The 16,168-nt window shown below is 65.0% G+C and carries 14 protein-coding genes; 9 read left to right on the top strand and 5 right to left on the bottom strand.

Annotated features, from left to right (window positions below):
* The first annotated feature begins 109 nt into the window (after window positions 1–109).
* Window positions 110–1,480 (top strand): MmgE/PrpD family protein, encoded by a 1,371-nt coding sequence (locus tag XH80_RS21925; protein WP_271600358.1) that lies wholly within the window; start codon window positions 110–112, stop codon window positions 1,478–1,480.
* 4 nt (window positions 1,481–1,484) lie between these two features.
* On the opposite strand, the gene XH80_RS21920 is transcribed toward XH80_RS21925, so the two are convergent.
* Together XH80_RS21920 and XH80_RS21915 are read right to left on the bottom strand one after the other, a co-directional pair.
* On the bottom strand, window positions 1,485–2,912 hold the full coding sequence (locus tag XH80_RS21920; protein ID WP_271600357.1) for a serine hydrolase domain-containing protein: 1,428 nt from the start codon (window positions 2,910–2,912) through the stop codon (window positions 1,485–1,487).
* 147 nt (window positions 2,913–3,059) lie between these two features.
* Entirely contained in the window at window positions 3,060–4,121 is a 1,062-nt protein-coding gene (locus XH80_RS21915) for an AraC family transcriptional regulator (protein WP_271600356.1), read from the bottom strand.
* Window positions 4,122–4,446: 325 nt separating this feature from the next.
* Between XH80_RS21915 and XH80_RS21910 the strand changes: the two genes are divergently transcribed.
* Both XH80_RS21910 and XH80_RS21905 read left to right on the top strand, forming a co-directional pair.
* Complete coding sequence (locus XH80_RS21910; protein ID WP_271600355.1) at window positions 4,447–5,364, top strand: pirin family protein; 918 nt, start codon at window positions 4,447–4,449, stop codon at window positions 5,362–5,364.
* 63 nt (window positions 5,365–5,427) lie between these two features.
* Window positions 5,428–6,342 carry a phosphoribosylaminoimidazolesuccinocarboxamide synthase gene (locus XH80_RS21905; RefSeq protein ID WP_271600354.1) on the top strand — a complete coding sequence of 305 codons (915 nt, stop codon included), beginning with the start codon at window positions 5,428–5,430 and terminating at the stop codon, window positions 6,340–6,342.
* A 152-nt stretch (window positions 6,343–6,494) separates the two neighbouring features.
* On the opposite strand, the gene XH80_RS21900 is transcribed toward XH80_RS21905, so the two are convergent.
* Window positions 6,495–7,988: an NAD-dependent succinate-semialdehyde dehydrogenase gene (locus XH80_RS21900; protein WP_271600353.1), complete on the bottom strand. Its 1,494-nt coding sequence runs from the start codon at window positions 7,986–7,988 to the stop codon at window positions 6,495–6,497.
* Between the two features lie 160 nt (window positions 7,989–8,148).
* Window positions 8,149–8,469 (bottom strand): hypothetical protein, encoded by a 321-nt coding sequence (locus XH80_RS21895; RefSeq protein WP_057746926.1) that lies wholly within the window; start codon window positions 8,467–8,469, stop codon window positions 8,149–8,151.
* Between the two features lie 338 nt (window positions 8,470–8,807).
* Between XH80_RS21895 and XH80_RS21890 the strand changes: the two genes are divergently transcribed.
* Window positions 8,808–10,001 (top strand): serine hydrolase domain-containing protein, encoded by a 1,194-nt coding sequence (locus XH80_RS21890; protein WP_271600352.1) that lies wholly within the window; start codon window positions 8,808–8,810, stop codon window positions 9,999–10,001.
* 190 nt (window positions 10,002–10,191) lie between these two features.
* Here XH80_RS21890 and XH80_RS21885 read toward each other — a convergent pair whose 3' ends face one another.
* Complete coding sequence (locus XH80_RS21885; protein WP_271600351.1) at window positions 10,192–11,193, bottom strand: adenosine kinase; 1,002 nt, start codon at window positions 11,191–11,193, stop codon at window positions 10,192–10,194.
* A gap of 126 nt (window positions 11,194–11,319) precedes the next feature.
* On the opposite strand from XH80_RS21885, the gene murJ reads away from it, so the two are divergent.
* The 5 genes from murJ to rimI all read left to right on the top strand — a co-directional run bounded on the left by murJ (window position 11,320) and on the right by rimI (window position 16,155).
* On the top strand, window positions 11,320–12,852 hold the full coding sequence (gene murJ, locus XH80_RS21880) for a murein biosynthesis integral membrane protein MurJ (RefSeq protein WP_271600350.1): 1,533 nt from the start codon (window positions 11,320–11,322) through the stop codon (window positions 12,850–12,852).
* A 67-nt stretch (window positions 12,853–12,919) separates the two neighbouring features.
* Window positions 12,920–13,972: a tryptophan--tRNA ligase gene (gene trpS / locus XH80_RS21875; RefSeq protein WP_271600349.1), complete on the top strand. Its 1,053-nt coding sequence runs from the start codon at window positions 12,920–12,922 to the stop codon at window positions 13,970–13,972.
* 238 nt (window positions 13,973–14,210) lie between these two features.
* Window positions 14,211–14,780, top strand: a complete 570-nt coding sequence (locus XH80_RS21870; protein WP_220004224.1) for a NifU family protein — start codon at window positions 14,211–14,213, stop codon at window positions 14,778–14,780.
* Between the two features lie 200 nt (window positions 14,781–14,980).
* The gene (gene tsaB / locus XH80_RS21865; RefSeq protein WP_271600348.1) at window positions 14,981–15,673 is read left to right on the top strand and encodes a tRNA (adenosine(37)-N6)-threonylcarbamoyltransferase complex dimerization subunit type 1 TsaB; all 693 of its coding nucleotides are present in this window, start codon (window positions 14,981–14,983) and stop codon (window positions 15,671–15,673) included.
* Window positions 15,670–16,155: a ribosomal protein S18-alanine N-acetyltransferase gene (gene rimI / locus XH80_RS21860; protein WP_271600347.1), complete on the top strand. Its 486-nt coding sequence runs from the start codon at window positions 15,670–15,672 to the stop codon at window positions 16,153–16,155. The genes tsaB and rimI overlap by 4 nt, the downstream gene beginning before the upstream one ends.
* The last annotated feature ends 13 nt before the right edge of the window (window positions 16,156–16,168 follow it).

Here is a 16,168-nt window from a genome sequence, read left to right as displayed (position 1 = left end):
GCGCCATCCGCTCGCGCCAACCAAAAGCATAGCTGATGCCCGCAGCCCTCTGGCTGCTTGAAAGGCCCAATCAGCCCGCCTAACTTGCCGGCCAAAACGAGGAAACACGATGGCCCACGAAACCGCAACGCTCGCCGCCTATGTCGCCAGGCTGAAATTCGCCGATATCCCGGCGGAGGTGCTGGATCGCGCCAAGGTGCTGACGCTGGACTTTCTGGGCAGCGCGATCCGGGCGCGGCGCGAGGCCGAATCCACCCCGTCGCTGCTGAAGACGCTGGAAGCGCTGTCGCTCCACGCCAGGGGCGAGGCCACCGTGTTCGGCGATTCCAAGACCTGGACCCCGGCCGTGGCGGCGCTGCTCAACGGGGCGCTTGGCCATTCCCTCGATTTCGACGATACGCATGCGGATTCCTCGCTGCATCCGAGCGCACCGGTGGTTCCGGCCGCTTTCGCCGTCGGCGAGATGGTCGGCGCTTCAGGGCGCGATGTGCTGACGGCGATCGTCGCGGGCTATGAGGTGTGCTGCCGGCTCGGCAACGCGCTCGACCCGACCTCGCATTATGCGCGCGGCTTCCACCCGACCGCGACGGCGGGCACCTACGGCGCGGCAGCTGCGGCGGCGAAACTGTTCGGGCTGTCCGAGCAACAAATCATCGCCGCGTTCGGCGTCGCCGGCAGCCAGGCTGCGGGCTCGCTGCAATTCCTTGTCAACGGCGCCTGGAACAAGCGCTACCAGGTCGGCGCCGCCGCGATGAACGGCGTGATCGCAGCGACCTTGGCGCGCAATGATTTCGTCGGCGCGACGGAATCGGTCGAAGGCAAGCACGGCCTGCTCGCCGGCTACACCGACGACGCGCATCCCGACAAGGCGGTCGCCGGGCTCGGCAAGACCTACGAGACCATGAAGATCGGCGTGAAGCCTTATCCGAGCTGCCGCTACACCCATGCCGCGATCGACGCGCTGATCGCGATGCGGCGCGAGCACAATCTGACGCCCGACCAGGTCAAGCGCGTCGAGATCGGCCTGCATCGCAACGGCATCACGCTGACCGGTGACGCCGCCACCAAGCGGCATCCGACCTCGATCGTCGGCGGCCAGTTCTCGATGTTCTTCACCGGCGCGCTCGCGCTCGACCAGGGCTCGTTCGGCTGGGACGATTACGCCAGGCTGGGCGATGCCGCCATCGACGCGCTCGCCGACAAGTTCGACGTGGTGCAGGACGACCGGTTAGAGGTTGGTCGCACCCATCCTTTTGGCGCACGCGTCAGCATCACCACTGAAGACGGCGTGCACGAGCGGCTCTATGCCGATCCCTCCGGCGAGCCGAATTCATTCCCTGATGCGCAGGCGATGCAGCAGAAGTTTCTGACGCTGGCACGGCCCGTGCTGAAGGCACGGGCCGACAAATTCGCCGACGCGATCATGACGCTGGAGCGGTTCGATCGCGTCGCGACGGCGACGGAGCTGGGACGGCAATAGCCGCCTAGTTCACGCCCGCCAGCTTCCCATTCTCGCGCGTGACAGCCACGACATCGCGGACGAGATCGAATACGCCGTCGGCTTGCGGCGGAAAGTTCGGCGAGCGGCCGAGGCGCACGATCACGAGCTTCTCCGAGGGGATCACGATCGTATACTGCCCGATCGTGCCCTTGGCGAAGAAGGCATCGCGCGGCCAGCCGTGGTCGACGCGAAATCTTGCGCCAAAACTGTTGCCCTGGTTGGTCCAGAACCCCGCACCGATGCCGACCCAGGCGTTCGGCGTCGCGGACGCCGAGTAGTTCACCCAGCCCCCCGGCAGGATGCGCTTGCCGCCGACGACACCGTCGTCGAGATAAAGCTGGCCAAATCGCGCCCAGTCGCGCGCGGACGCCATCATCTCGCCGGAGCCCTCGATCGTGCCTGAAGCGTCGAGCTGCAGCGTGACGTCGTGCATGCCGAGCGGCGCGAACAATTCGCGGCGCGCCAAGGCGAGCGCGTCAGTGGGCTTGCCGCCGGCGGCGTTGCGGATCAGCTGCGCGAGGATGAGGAAGTTGCCGTCGTGATAATTCCACGCCGTGCCCGGCACGGTGGCGAGCGGCGCGCGCTCGGCAAAGTCCGCCATATCGTCCTCGGCATATTTCATCGTGTTGACCGGTTCGAGCACCGAGCCAAGCTTGGCCTCCAACGAGCTTCCGAGTGCGATGCCGGCGGTGTGACGCAGCAATTGATCGACGGTGATGGCATGGCGCGGATCCCGGGGATCCTGCCAGGCGGCGACGGGCGCGGATACGTCGAGCTTCAGCTTGCCCTGGCGCACCAGGATGCCCGTCAGCGCCGAGGTCACCGACTTCGTCATGGAGAAACCGAGCAGCTGCGTCTCTGGCCCGATCCCGTCGGCGTAGCGCTCGGCAATGACGCGGCCGGCCTTCATGACGACGATCGCGCGGGTGCGGCGATAAGGCGGCTGCGCGGGCTCGGCAAAGGCGCGGTCGAGCGCCGCTGCCAGGCCCTCGCTTTGCGGGGCTACAGGTCCCGGGCCGGCGATCTCGGGCAGCAACGCGGGCTGCTTGTCGTCGGACGGCAGGGCGACATCGGCGATTCCCTGCCCGTGCTCGAGCGTGCAGCCGAGCCCCTCGCGATAGACGGCGTGGCTGCGGCCGACGCCGAACAGGGACACCGTGACATTCTTGCGCGCACGATCGACCTGAAGATCCATCGCCCAGGTCAGAAGACCCGCACCGGGCATCGCATCGGTGGTGTCAGCGAGGTCGCGCCTGACATCGAGGCCGGAGACGAAAATGTCCGAGCAGAGCGTGTGGGCAATGAAGCCGGTGGCAACCTTCGGCACGTCGCGGGCCCGCGCCGCGCCGAGCGCGAGGACGCCACAGGCAATCGTGGTGGTGAGGAGGAGGATCTTGCGGCGACGGGTCACGGGCTTTCTCCGGCTTTTGGGGGCGAGTGCGGGAGAGCAAGCCGGGGGTGGGCGATAGGCGCTCGCCGGATTTGGAAATCGGCCTCGTCGAAACTGATCGGGGCTGATTGATTTCGGAATTCCTATGTGATTCCAAGGGCCTGAAATCTAGGCCGCGTCGGCCTTGAGGCGGCGGTACTCGGTCGGCGTCACGCCGGTCAGCGCCTTGAAGGCGCGGTTGAACGGGCCCAGGGACTGGAAGCCGGCGTCCATCGCGATGGTGATGACGGGAACCTCGGCCTGGGTGGGATCGGCCAGCGCGGCCTTGGCCTCCTCGATGCGATGGTTGTTCAGGAACACATTGAAGTTGCGATAACCGAGCCGCTGGTTGATCAGCCGGCGCAACCGGTATTCCGGAATCTTCAGCCGGCCCGCCAGCACGCCGATGGTGATGTTCTCCTGACGATAGATCCGCTCGTCCGCCATCAGCCGCATCAGGGCGTCGATGAGCTTTTGATCGGCGGCGCCATCGGCCGCAGGCTGACTGGAAGCAACAGGGATTGCGGGCTCCGCGGCGGCCGGAAACAGATCCGCCCCGTCAACGCGCATCATTGCATAGACGATCGCCGCGACGGTCAAGGTGAGCGCGCCAGCGCTGATGGTTTCGGCGACGGCGCCGACATGGTAGCCGGCAGCGGCGATCTGGAGCACCGCGTTCAGCCCGCCATAGAGCGCGATGGCGCAGACGATAAAGACGCGAGCGCTGCGGCGGCGCTCGACCAGGTCGGCCGGCCAGGAGGCGATCATCTGCCCGACCGCAAGCGCGATGAAGCCGAGCACGATCAGATTGACCACCGTGACCGAGAACCGCACATGGCCGCTCGGTGCAATCCAGACGCAGCCCGCGAAGCTGTAGGCCGCGACCGCTGCCCAGATCAAACCATGCCACCAGCGCAGGCGGAACTCGTCCTCGAACAGGGCGCGCGTGAACAACCAGAACACCACGATGGTGGCGGTCGATATTGCGATCAGCGGCGCATGCCAGAGCGGGACCCGCGACGTGACGTCCAGCGAATAGCTCACCGCATGTGCGACCGAGCCCAGCACGAAGGCCGCACCAAGGCGTGCAGCCAGCACATTGCGATAATCATGTAACAGCGACGCCGCCAGCATCAACAGCAGCGCGACACTGGCCGCGCGAAAGGCGAGGTCGAGGGTGGCAAGGGTCATCGGATCATGCGATCGATCGCGGTTGCGGTCGGTCGAACATCGTTCGTTGCGGCGCTTTTTTCAAGGACGATCCGCACGTCGACCGTCATCGCCCAGTTTCACAAATCGTAGGGTGGGCAAAGCGAAGCGTGCCCACGGCTTCTTCTCGATTAGAGGAAGACCGTGGGCACGGCGCTGACGCGCCTTTGCCCACCCTACGGCAGCTCGTCGTCGCGCACGACAGCGGAGTACGGCGCTATTGTATCTGTGACGTCTGGTTCCGGCTTTGTCGCGACGGCGATGTGAAATCCTGCTACAATCCTGCCGCCAAGAAAAGGAGCCCGTCATGAGCTGGATGCCTGATAACGATCCCGTGCTCGGCGATCCCAAAACATGCGACGCGCTCGATCTCGTCATCGTGCCGCGCACCCGCGATCTCGGCGACGGATTCGAGGTGCGGCGGGCGCTGCCGCATGGCAAGCGGCAAATGGTCGGGCCCTTCATCTTCTTCGATCATTTCGGCCCGGTGCAGTTCGTCTCCGGCAAGGGCATGGACGTGCGGCCGCATCCGCATATCGGGCTTGCCACCGTCACCTATCTGTTCGACGGGTCCATCATGCATCGCGACAGCGAAGGCAACGTGCAGGAGATCGCACCGGGTGCGATGAACCTGATGACCGCGGGGCGCGGCATCGCCCATTCCGAGCGCACGCCGGATGCGCAACGCGCCTCGGGCCAGAAGATGCTCGGCCTGCAAAGCTGGATCGCGCTGCCTGAAGGCTCCGAGGAGATCGATCCTTCGTTCCAGCATTATGCGGCGGGTGACCTGCCGATGATCTCCGAGCGCGATTTTACCGCGCGCGTGATCGCAGGCTCCGCCTTCGGCATCACCTCGCCGGTGAAAATGGTCTCGCCCTGGTTCTACACCGAGGTCACGGCCGCCGCGGGTGCGAGCGTGCCGCTCGACCCCGATCATGAGGAGCGCGCGATCTACGTCGTCGACGGCGAGATCGAGATCGCCAATGAGCGCTACGAGGGGCCGCGGCTGCTGATCTTCCGCCCCGGCGACCGCATCACCGTGAAGGCGCTCAAGGCCACGCGGATGATGTTTCTCGGCGGCGATGCACTGGAAGGCCCGCGCCACATCTGGTGGAATTTCGTCTCCTCCAGCAAGGAGCGGATCGAGCAGGCCAAGCAGGACTGGAAAACCGGCCGCTTTGCCACAGTTCCGCAGGAACATGAGTTCATTCCACTGCCGGAATAGGCTAATCCCGTCTCCGGGCGCGCCATCGGGCGCGACCGGATATCCCTTCCGAAGGCTGTGCCGATGACCACCATGCTCTCCAGCGACCTGCCCCTGACCAAGATCGGCCGCGGCAAGGTGCGCGATATCTACGCCGTCGATGACGACCGCCTGCTGCTGCTGACCACCGACCGCATCAGCGCCTTCGACGTCGTGATGGCCGAGACCATTCCGATGAAGGGCGCGGTCCTCACGCAGATCAGCGCGTACTGGTTCAGAAAGCTCGAAGGCATCGTGCCGCATCACATGATCAGCGCCGATGCCGACGAGATCGTCGCAGCCGTACCGGCGTTGAAGCCGCATCGCGCCGAGATCCTCGGCCGCGCCATGCTGTGCCGCCGCACCACCGTGTTTCCGATCGAATGCGTGATCCGCGGCTATCTCTCCGGCTCGGCCTGGAAGGAGTATGCGGCGAGCGGCACGCTGGCGGGGGAGAAGCTCAAGGCCAGCCTCGTCGAGAGCGAGAAGCTGGAGCCTGCGATCTTCAGTCCGGCGACCAAGGCCGAGACCGGCCATGACGAGAACATCACCATCGCCAAGATGCGCGAAGTTGTCGGCGACGAGGTCGCCTACACGCTCGAGAGCATGACGCGCGCGATCTATACGCTCGGCGAGGAGCTGGCGCGCGAGCAGGGCATCATCATCGCCGATACCAAGTTCGAGTTCGGCCGCGACAAGAACGGCCGCATTATCCTGATCGACGAAGTCATGACGCCGGACTCGTCGCGCTTCTGGGCGGTCGATGCCTACAAGCCCGGCCAGCCGCAAGCGAGCTTCGACAAGCAGCCCTTGCGCGACTATCTCGACGCCGAGCGCCGCGCCGGCCGATGGAACGGCGACGCCCCGCCGCCGCCACTGCCCGCGAGCGTGGTGGATGCAACCAGCAAGCGATACCTGGAAGCGTATCGGCGAGTGACGGGGAAAGAGCTGAAGATATAGGCCGCGCTATTTCGTCTCGTTCCGTCATTGCGAGGAGCGCGCGACAAAATTGCGAAGCAATTTTGCGCTGATGCGACGAAGCAATCCAGACTGAATCCGCAAAGGGATTCCGGATTGCTTCGCTTCGCTCGCAATGACGTGGGAGTCGGGGGCTACACCCCCGCCATCATCACGTATTTGATCTCGACATATTCTTCCATGCCGTGATGCGAGCCTTCGCGGCCGAGGCCGCTTTCCTTGACGCCGCCGAACGGCGCGACCTCCGTCGTGATCAGGCCGGTGTTGACGCCGACCATGCCCGACTCCAGCGCCTCGGCGACGCGCCAGACGCGGCCGATGTCGCGGGAGTAGAAATAGGAGGCAAGACCGAACGGCGAGGCGTTGCACATCGCGATCACATCGGCCTCGTCCTTGAAGCGGATGACAGGCGCGAGCGGGCCGAAGGTTTCCTCCTGGGAGACCAACGAATCCGGCTTCACGTCGGCGAGCACGGTCGGCTCGAAGAAGGAACGCCCGAGCTCGCTGCGCTTGCCGCCGGTCACCACCTTGGCGCCGCGCTTGACGGCGTCCGCGATGTGCCGCTCGACCTTGTCGACCGCCTTCATGTTGATGAGGGGGCCCTGCGTCACGCCGGCTTCCGTGCCGTCGCCGATCTTCATCGCCGCGACCTTCGCCGACAGCTTCTTGACGAACTCGTCGTAGACCTTGTCCTGGGCGTAGAGGCGGTTGGCGCAGACGCAGGTCTGGCCCATGTTGCGGTATTTCGAGACGATCGCACCTTCGACCGCCGCGTCGATATCGGCATCGTCGAACACCACGAATGGCGCATTGCCGCCGAGCTCGAGGCCGAGCCGCTTCACGCCGACCGAGGCCTGCTGGTAGAGAATCTTGCCGACCGCGGTCGAGCCGGTGAAGCCGACGAAGCGCACCGCCGGATGCTCGCACAGCACCTTGCCGATCGGCGGCGCATCACCGGTGATGATGTTGAGCACGCCCTTGGGAATGCCGGCCTTTTCGGCGAGCACCGCCAGCGCCAGCGCCGACAGCGGCGTCTCGTTGGCTGGCTTCAGCACCACGGTACAGCCCGCGGCCAGCGCCGGCGAGACCTTGCGCGTGATCATGGAGTTCGGGAAATTCCACGGCGTGATGGCGCCGCAGACGCCGATCGGCTGCTTGATCGCGAGCAGCCGCGCATCGGGCCGCTGGCTCGGGATGGTCTCGCCATAGACGCGGCGGGCTTCTTCCGCGAAGAACTCGATATAGGCGGCGCCGATGTCGACCTCGCCGAGCGCTTCCGACAACGGCTTGCCCTGCTCGGAGGTCAGGATCAGCGCGAGATCCTCGCGATTGGCGGTGATCAGCTCGAACCATTTGCGCAAAATGTTGGAGCGCTGCTTGGCGGTGTGCTTGGCCCAGGCCGGAAATGCGCGCTGGGCGGCTTCGACCGCCTTGGTGGTGTCGTCGGCCCCAAGCTGCGGGACTTTTGCGATTTCGACCCCCGTTGCGGGATTGTTCACGGCGAACACCGGCGTGCCGACCCAGGCGCCGTCGATGTAGCAGGCCTGCTTCAGCAGCGAGGGGTCCTTCAACCGGTCACGCAGGTTGACGGTGGCGTGCTGGGCGCGTGCAGCGGCGGTCGGGGTCATGGCGTTACTCCTGGGGTCATCGATTGGCCCGGAATATAAGGAGAGACAGCGCGCAATGCACCGCCCCGCAACGCACATCTGCCGACAGCTAAAGTTAGAGCGCTCAGTTCTTCACCTCTCCCCGAGGGGGAGAGGTATAGCACTCATAGTGCTGAGATGATCAGGCTGCGCCGCTCATATAGGTCTCACGGCGGCCGATCATGCGTTCGGCCGCGGCCTTGGCGCTGGCCTTCGAGGAGGTCGCACACGTCCGGTATTCGAGATCGGGCGCGTCGGAGGTATCGCGGCGGCCGAACCAGGACTTTGAGCCGACCGGCAGCAGCGCCAGTGCCTGGGCCAGATTGTCGACTGCGCCGAACGAATAGAGCGCGCCTGATCCGGCGATGCGCACCTCGTAAATGCCAGGCGAGATCGGCGCTTCCAGATTTTCGCCCCGTCCGGGACGGGGATAGCGCTTCCATTCGCTCCAGGTCGAAATCATCTGATGTCCCCTCGCGGCCGGTAGGCCGCCAAATTTGCTTCAAGTCTTAACGTCAGCCGCTGATCGGGCCGCGAGCTGAACGCCGCAACGCACAAAATGTTTCAGGTGTTTCAAACACCGGAAAACATATCGCCCGGGCCTATCCAGGGTCACGGCCAGTTGCGGCCATCCACAGCAGATTGTGAAGACGTGTTGCAGATCAGTCCTCCCGCGCGGAGCGCAGAGCGTCAAATCACGACATCGCGACCACAGGATGCATATCGCCACGCTTGCCGCACGCGACCCGCGGGAGGACAATCCGACCACTTCCAACAATCATCAAATCGGAGGAAGCGCTGATGCAAAGCAAAGCCCAGATCGACGAGATTCTGCGCAAGACAAGCGATGCCAAGGAGATTCCCGGCGTTGTTGCGATCGCCGCCAGCGGCAGCGACATTCTGTATCAGGGCGCGTTCGGCAAGCGCGACCTGTCCAAGCCCGATGCGATGAGTGGTGATAGCGTCTTCTGGATCGCATCGATGACGAAGGCGGTGACAGCAGCGGGCGCCATGCAGCTGGTCGAGCAGGGCAAGCTGTCGCTCGATGCGCCGATCGGATCGGTGCTGCCCGACCTCGCCAATCCGCAAGTGCTGGAAGGCTTTGATGCCAAGGGCGAGCCAAGACTGCGGCCGGCGAAAAGCGCGATCACGCTGCGCCAGCTCATGACCCACACGGCGGGCTTCTGCTACGACATGTGGAATGGCGAATTCGCGCGCTACATGGAGAAAACAGGCACGCCCGGAATCATCACCTGCCAGAACGCGGCACTGAAGACGCCTGTGGTGTCCGACCCCGGCACGCGCTGGGAATACGGCACCAATATCGATTTCGTCGGCAAGGCCGTGGAAGCCGTCAGCGGCAAGCGGCTCGATGCCTACTTGCGCGACAATCTGTTCGCGCCGCTCGGCATGAGCGACACCGGCTTCAAGATCAGCGACGATATGCGCAAGCGCCTCGTCGGCATGCATGCCCGCGGCGAGGATGGCGCGCTTGCCGCGATCCCGTTCGAGCTCGAGCAGAATCCGGAATTCCACATGGGTGGCGGCGGCCTCTATTCGACCGCGGGCGACTACATCAAATTTACGCAGATGATCCTGAACAAGGGCCGCGGCAACGGCAACCAGGTGCTGAAGCCAGAGACGATCGCCATGATGGGACAAAACCAGATGGGCGATCTCAACATGACCAAGATGACGACGGCAGCGCCTGTTTACACCAACGACGTCGATCTCTATCCGGATCAGGTGAAGAAGTGGGGCCTCAGCTTCATGATCAACACCGCCAGGACGGCGGAGGGGCGCAGCGCCGGCAGCCTCGCCTGGGCGGGCCTCGCCAACACCTATTTCTGGATCGACCCGGCGCGCGATGTCACCGGCGTGATCCTGATGCAGCTGCTGCCATTTGCCGATGCGAAATGCCTGCAGGCCTTCGCGGGCTTCGAGCGTGGCGTCTATGCCGGGCTCGACGCGGGCAGTGGGCAAAAGGCGGCGTGAAGAGCACGGCTCTCACAACACGAAGACTGTCATCCCCCGCGAAGGCGGGGGATCCAGTACGCCGCAGCCCATCGATTCAATCACGACGGCCTCGGATTACTGGATCGCCCGGTCCTAGTGCGCAATTGCGCACTGGCCGGGCGATGACGGCGGAGAACGAAGCTCGCAATGACGGGGAGAAAGACGGGCCTTAAACCGTCAGCCCGCGCTGCTGGGCCAGCTCCCTCAGCGACACCTGCGGGCGTGCGCCGATGTGCTGGATCACTTCGGCGGCGGCAAGCGCGCCGAGCTCGCCGCATTGCTTGTGCGAGAGGTCGCGCGAGAGGCCGTAGAGGAAGCCCGCCGCGAACAGATCGCCGGCGCCGGTGGTGTCGACCAGCTGCGCGATCGGCGAGGCAGGCGCGGCGACGGCGTCGGTCGGCGTCACCACGACGCAGCCCTTCTCGCTGCGGGTGACCACGCCGAGCTTGACGTCGCTGCGCAGCTGCCTGAGCGCGGTGTCGAAATCGGAGGTCTCGTAGAGCGAGTGCAGCTCCGACTCGTTGGCGAACACGATGTCGGCGGTGCCACCCCGCATCAGCTCGAGAAACTCGTCGCGGTAGCGGCCGACGCAGAAGGAATCCGACAGGGTCAGCGCCACCTTGCGGCCGGCCTCGTGGGCGATCCTGGAGGCCTTCAGGAAGGCTTCCTTGGCGCCCGGCGGATCCCAGAGATAACCTTCGAGATAGACAATCTTGGCAGCGGCGATCTCGGCCGGATCGATATCGGCCGGCGACAGATCCTGCGCCGCGCCAAGATAGGTGTTCATGGTGCGCTCGCCATCACCCGTCACCAGGATGTAGGAGCAGCCGGTGGCGGGCCCGTCCTTCGCGGGCGGTGTATTGAACGCGACCCCGGCGGCGCGGATGTCGTGGACATAGAGCTTGCCGATCTGGTCGTCCTTGACCTTGCCGACATAGGCAGCGCGCGCGCCCAGGCTGCCAATGCCGACAATGGTGTTGGCGGCAGATCCCCCCGAGACTTCCGTCGCCGGACCCATGTCATTGTAGATGGCCGCGGCCCGCGCCTCGTCGATCAGCGACATGCTGCCCTTTGTCATGCCGTGCTTGACCAAAAAGGCCTCATCGGTCCGGACCAGCACGTCGAACAGCGCATTGCCGATGCCAAGAACGTCATATTTCACGTCAGCCATTCACTTTGATCCTGTTTGCCGGATTGCGAACCCCGAGGAAATCCGCTTCCTGTCGAGCTGAAATCTGGCTCGCGGCCTATCACGACCGGCCCTTCGCGGGCAAGCAACGGTATTATAACGGCTCCGATGATCCGCTCCTTCCTGACCGTCTCCACAGGAACACTGGCCTCGCGCCTGCTGGGCTTTGCCCGCGATTCCCTGATCGCGGCGCTGCTCGGCACCGGCACTGTCGCGGATGCGTTTCTGGCCGCCTTCCAGCTCGTCAACGTGGTGCGGCGGCTGCTCAGCGAGGGGGCGCTGAATGCAGCCCTGATTCCGGCCTGGCTGCGCGTCCGTGAGCGCGATGGCGAACAGGCCGCCTCGGCCTTCGCCGGGCGCGTGCTTGGCACGGTCAGCGCATCCCTGATCGTGATCTCGATCGGGATTGCGCTTCTGATGCCGGTGATCATCATGATCATCGCACCGGGCTTCGTCGGCAGCGCCACGCTCGATCTCGCCGTCCAGAACGCGCGGCTGATGCTGCCTTATCTCGCCTTTGCCGGTCCGGTGACGGTGCTGATGGGCCTATTGAACGCGCAGGGGCGATTTGCGCTCACGGCGTTCTCGCCGCTGCTGTTCAACATCGCGCTGATTGCCGCCATCGCCGCGCTGCTGCTGTGGCATGCCGATGCCGCTCGCTCTGCGTGGATGCTGGCGGCGACCGTGGGCATCGCCGGCCTGCTGCAACTGGTGATGCTGGGCTCGCAGCGAAGCGCGCGCCTGGCGACGCCGTTGCGCGCAAGCTTCGACAAGGAGATGCGCGGATTTTTCGCCAAGGCCATTCCCGGCATGATCGCAAGCTCGGGCCCGCAATGGCTGATGGTGGCGGGCGCGATCATCGCCTCCGCGACCCCATCGGCCGTGTCCTGGCTCTATTTCGCCAACCGCCTGATCGAGCTGCCGCTCGGCATTGTCGGCGTCGCCATGGGCACGGTGCTGGTGCCGGAATTGACTCGCGCCGTCGGCAGCAGCGACCGCGACGCCGTGGCGCATGCCGAATCGCGCGCGCTGGAACTGGCGAGCGGGCTCGCGCTGCCGGCCACGCTGGGCCTTGCCGTGCTGGCGGAGCCGATCGTGCGGCTGCTGTTCGAACATGGCGCCTTCGGCATTGAGGACAGCGCGGCGACCGCGCATGCGCTGATATGGCTGGCGCTGGGCCTGCCCGCGCATGTGCTGATCAAGGCGCTGTCGCCGGCCTTTTTTGCCCGCGGCGACACGATGACGCCGCTGCTCGCAACGGCCAAAGGCCTTGTGGTCGCGATCGCCCTCGCCGTGTTGCTCGGGCATTTCTTCGGCGCAAGTGGCATTGCCGCAAGTATCGCCGCTGGAGCCTGGAGCAGCGCAGCCTCCTTGCTGCGAAAAGGCACTAGCGAATTCGGCTTCTCGCTTGACGTCGCCGCCCGCAAGCGGCTGCCGCGGATCGTGCTTGCCGCAGCTGCCATGGGTGCCCTGCTCTGGCTGACCAGGGATCTGATGCCATCAGAGGCCCATGGCCTGGTTCGCGTCCTGGTGCTGGGCCTTCAGATCGCGGCCGGGATCGCCGTCTACGGCCTGCTTCTGCAAATCCTCGGCGCGGCCTCCTGGCGCGAGGCGGCTGCCGCACTGAGGCGGCCCGCTTAGCGAATTGCCCTTGACGGGGCAGCCTCGCTGTTGGAAACGACGGCCAAATACCTATGGGAAGCTGACCATGCCATTCGTTGAACGGGTCTTTTCAGGCGTCCAGCCGACGGGCAATCTGCACCTCGGCAACTACCTCGGCGCGATCGTCAACTTCGTGAAGATGCAGGAAACCCACAACTGCATCTATTGCGTGGTCGACATGCACGCGATCACGCAAGGCCTGGACGTCTGGGGCGGACCGGTCGAGCTCGCGCGCAACACCCGCGAGGTGACCGCGGCGTTCATCGCCGCCGGCATCGATCCGAACAAGCACATCGTGTTCAACCAGAGCCAGGTCTCCGGCCACGCCGAGCTCGCCTGGATCTTCAACTGTGTCGCGCGCATGGGCTGGCTCGGCCGCATGACCCAGTTCAAGGAGAAGGCCGGCAAGGACCGCGAGAACGCCTCGGTCGGGCTGTTCGACTATCCCGTGCTGATGGCCGCCGACATCCTGCTCTACCGCGCCACCCATGTTCCCGTCGGCGAGGACCAGAAGCAGCATCTCGAGCTCTCGCGCGACATCGCGCAGAAGTTCAACAACGATTTCGGCGACTCGATCCGCGCGCAAGGCACGAATGACGGCCTGTTCTTTCCGCTGCCGGAACCCTTGATCACGGGGCCGGCGACGCGGGTGATGAGCTTGCGCGACGGCACCAAGAAGATGTCGAAGTCGGATGCGTCGGACAATTCGCGCATCAACCTGACCGACGACGCCGACACCATCGCGCAGAAGATCCGCAAGGCGAAGACCGACCCGGAGCCACTGCCGAGCGAAGAGAAAGGCCTGGAAGCGCGCCCCGAGGCCGACAATCTGGTCGGCATTTTCGCCGCCCTCTCCGACCGCTCCAAGGCCGACGTGCTCCGCGAATTCGGCGGCGGCCAGTTCTCCAGCTTCAAGAACGCGCTGGCCGAGCTGTGCGTCAGCAAGCTCGCACCGATCGCCGGCGAGATGAAGCGCCTGGTTGCGGACCCCGGCCACATCGACACCATCCTGAACGAGGGTTCCGACCGGGCCCGCGCCATCGCCGAGGAGACCATGAAGCTCTCCAAGGACATCGTCGGCTTCATCCGCCGGCGGTGATTGCTTATCGTCACAATCATTCCGGGGCGCCCGCATAGCGGACCCGGAATCTCGAGATTCCGGGTTCGATGCTACGCATCGCCCCGGAATGACGGAACGAGAAGCACGCGAGGGACGACAAAAGGGACCTAACTCCCTGATTTATCTGCAAAACGGTCTTGATCGTGCGTTCTCCGTCGCCATCTGCTAGGGAAGAGGCCACGCGCCGGCCTTGAACCGGCGACGTCTGGAGAAACCCATGTTCATTCAAACCGAAGCCACCCCCAATCCCGCCACGCTGAAGTTCATTCCCGGCCGCGTCGTGTCCGACGGCAGCCCGATGGAATTTTCGAGCCGCGAAGCCGCAACCCGTTCGCCGCTCGCGGAAAAGCTGTTCGACGTGCCCGGCGTCACCGGCGTGTTCTACGGATCGGACTTCATCACCGTCACCAAGGCGGACGGTGAATGGCAGCAGCTCAAGCCCGCGATCCTCGGCGCCATCATGGAGCACTACATGTCCGGCGCGCCGCTGCTCGCCGGCGGCGAAGCGCAGGGCGACATCGATCTCGACGACGAGGACGAATTCTTCGACGAAGCCGATGCCGAGACGGTCGACATGATCAAGGACCTGATCGAGACGCGGGTGCGGCCGGCGGTCGCCAATGACGGCGGCGACATCACCTTCCGCGGCTTCAAGGACGGGATCGTCTATCTCAACATGAAGGGCGCCTGCTCGGGCTGCCCCTCCTCGACCGCGACGCTGCAGCACGGCATCCAGAATTTGCTCAAGCATTTCGTGCCCGACGTGGTCGAAGTCCGGCCGATGTGAGCACGGATGCCGTAGGTGGGCAAAGCGAAGCGTGCCCACCTCCCTGCCGTAGGATAGAGATGGTGGGCACGGCGCAAGAGCGCCTTTGCCCACCCTACGAAGTGCGGCGCCATGGGGCTACGTATAGTGAATGACACATGGCGGATAATCGTCTGGTTCGCTAGACTGCCTACTATTCGCCATCAGCCATTCGCTTTTTCATGCTGATCCTTGCCATCGATACCGCGCTGGAGGCGTGCGCGGCCGCAGTGCTCGATACCGACGCCGGCGAGCTCCTTGCGCAGGAGCAGATGCTGATGAAGCGCGGTCACGCCGAGGCGCTGATGCCGATGATCGCGCGCGTGATGCAATCGGCGGACCTTGCTTTCACTACACTCGACCGCATCGCTGTGACCGTCGGTCCCGGCAGCTTCACCGGCTTGCGCGTCGGCATTTCGGCGGCACGCGGTCTTGCGCTCGCAGCCAAGCGGCCGGTGGTTGGGCTGACGACCTTGTCGGCCTATGCGGCCCCCATCATCGGCCGGAGCGGTTCGGTGCCGGTGATCTCGGCGATCGATGCGCGGCATGACCACGTCTATTTCCAGATCGTCGGCGGCGACGGCAGCCAGCTGGTGCAGCCAGGCATCGCCTCCATCGATGAGGCGATCGCAGCGGCGCGATTCGGCGCGCCACACCTGGTCGGCAACGCCGCGAACATTCTCGCCGAGCGCTGGCCCAAGGATGCGCCACAACCTGTGTCCGTCGACGCGCAGCCCGCACCCGACATCGGCTGGGTCGCGTGGCTCGGTGCCGCGGCCAATCCCGACACGACGCCGGCGCGGCCGTTTTATCTGAAGGCGCCCGACGCAAAGCCGGCCGCATTGCCGCCGCTCGCTCCAGCCGCAAGCTCATGATGAGATGGTTTTCGGACTGGTGGCGCGGCGGCACGGCCGCCGTTGAGCCGGCAGCAGCACGCGACGCGGCACGGCTGGCGCAATTGCACGGCGCGTCCTTTGCGCATGGCTGGGGCGAGAGCGAATTCGAGGCCATGCTCAGCGAGCGCAACACGCTGGTGCACCGCTTGCGCGTGGGGCGCAAAATCATCGGCTTTGCGGTGTCGCGGATCGGCGCGGACGAAGCCGAAATCCTCTCGGTCGCGATCGACCAGGCCCACCGCGGCCGCGGCCTCTCCCGCACGCTGCTGATGACCCATCTCGGTCACCTTGCGGGACGCGGCGTGCGAACGATCTTTCTGGAGGTCGAGGAGAACAACCAGCCCGCACGACGCCTCTATGAGAGGGCCGGATTCGTGGTGGTCGGGCGCCGCGAACGCTACTATAAGCAGCCGAACGGGGAACAATTGAACGCACTTCTGATGCGGCGTGACTTGTCGTAACATTGATGGCATT

Source organism: Bradyrhizobium sp. CCBAU 45384, from assembly GCF_028128665.1.
In the GTDB taxonomy this organism is placed as follows: Bacteria; Pseudomonadota; Alphaproteobacteria; order Rhizobiales; family Xanthobacteraceae; genus Bradyrhizobium; species Bradyrhizobium manausense.
The sequence above is the reverse complement of the archived record's forward strand: the minus strand, read 5'-3'. Positions and strand labels throughout refer to the sequence as shown.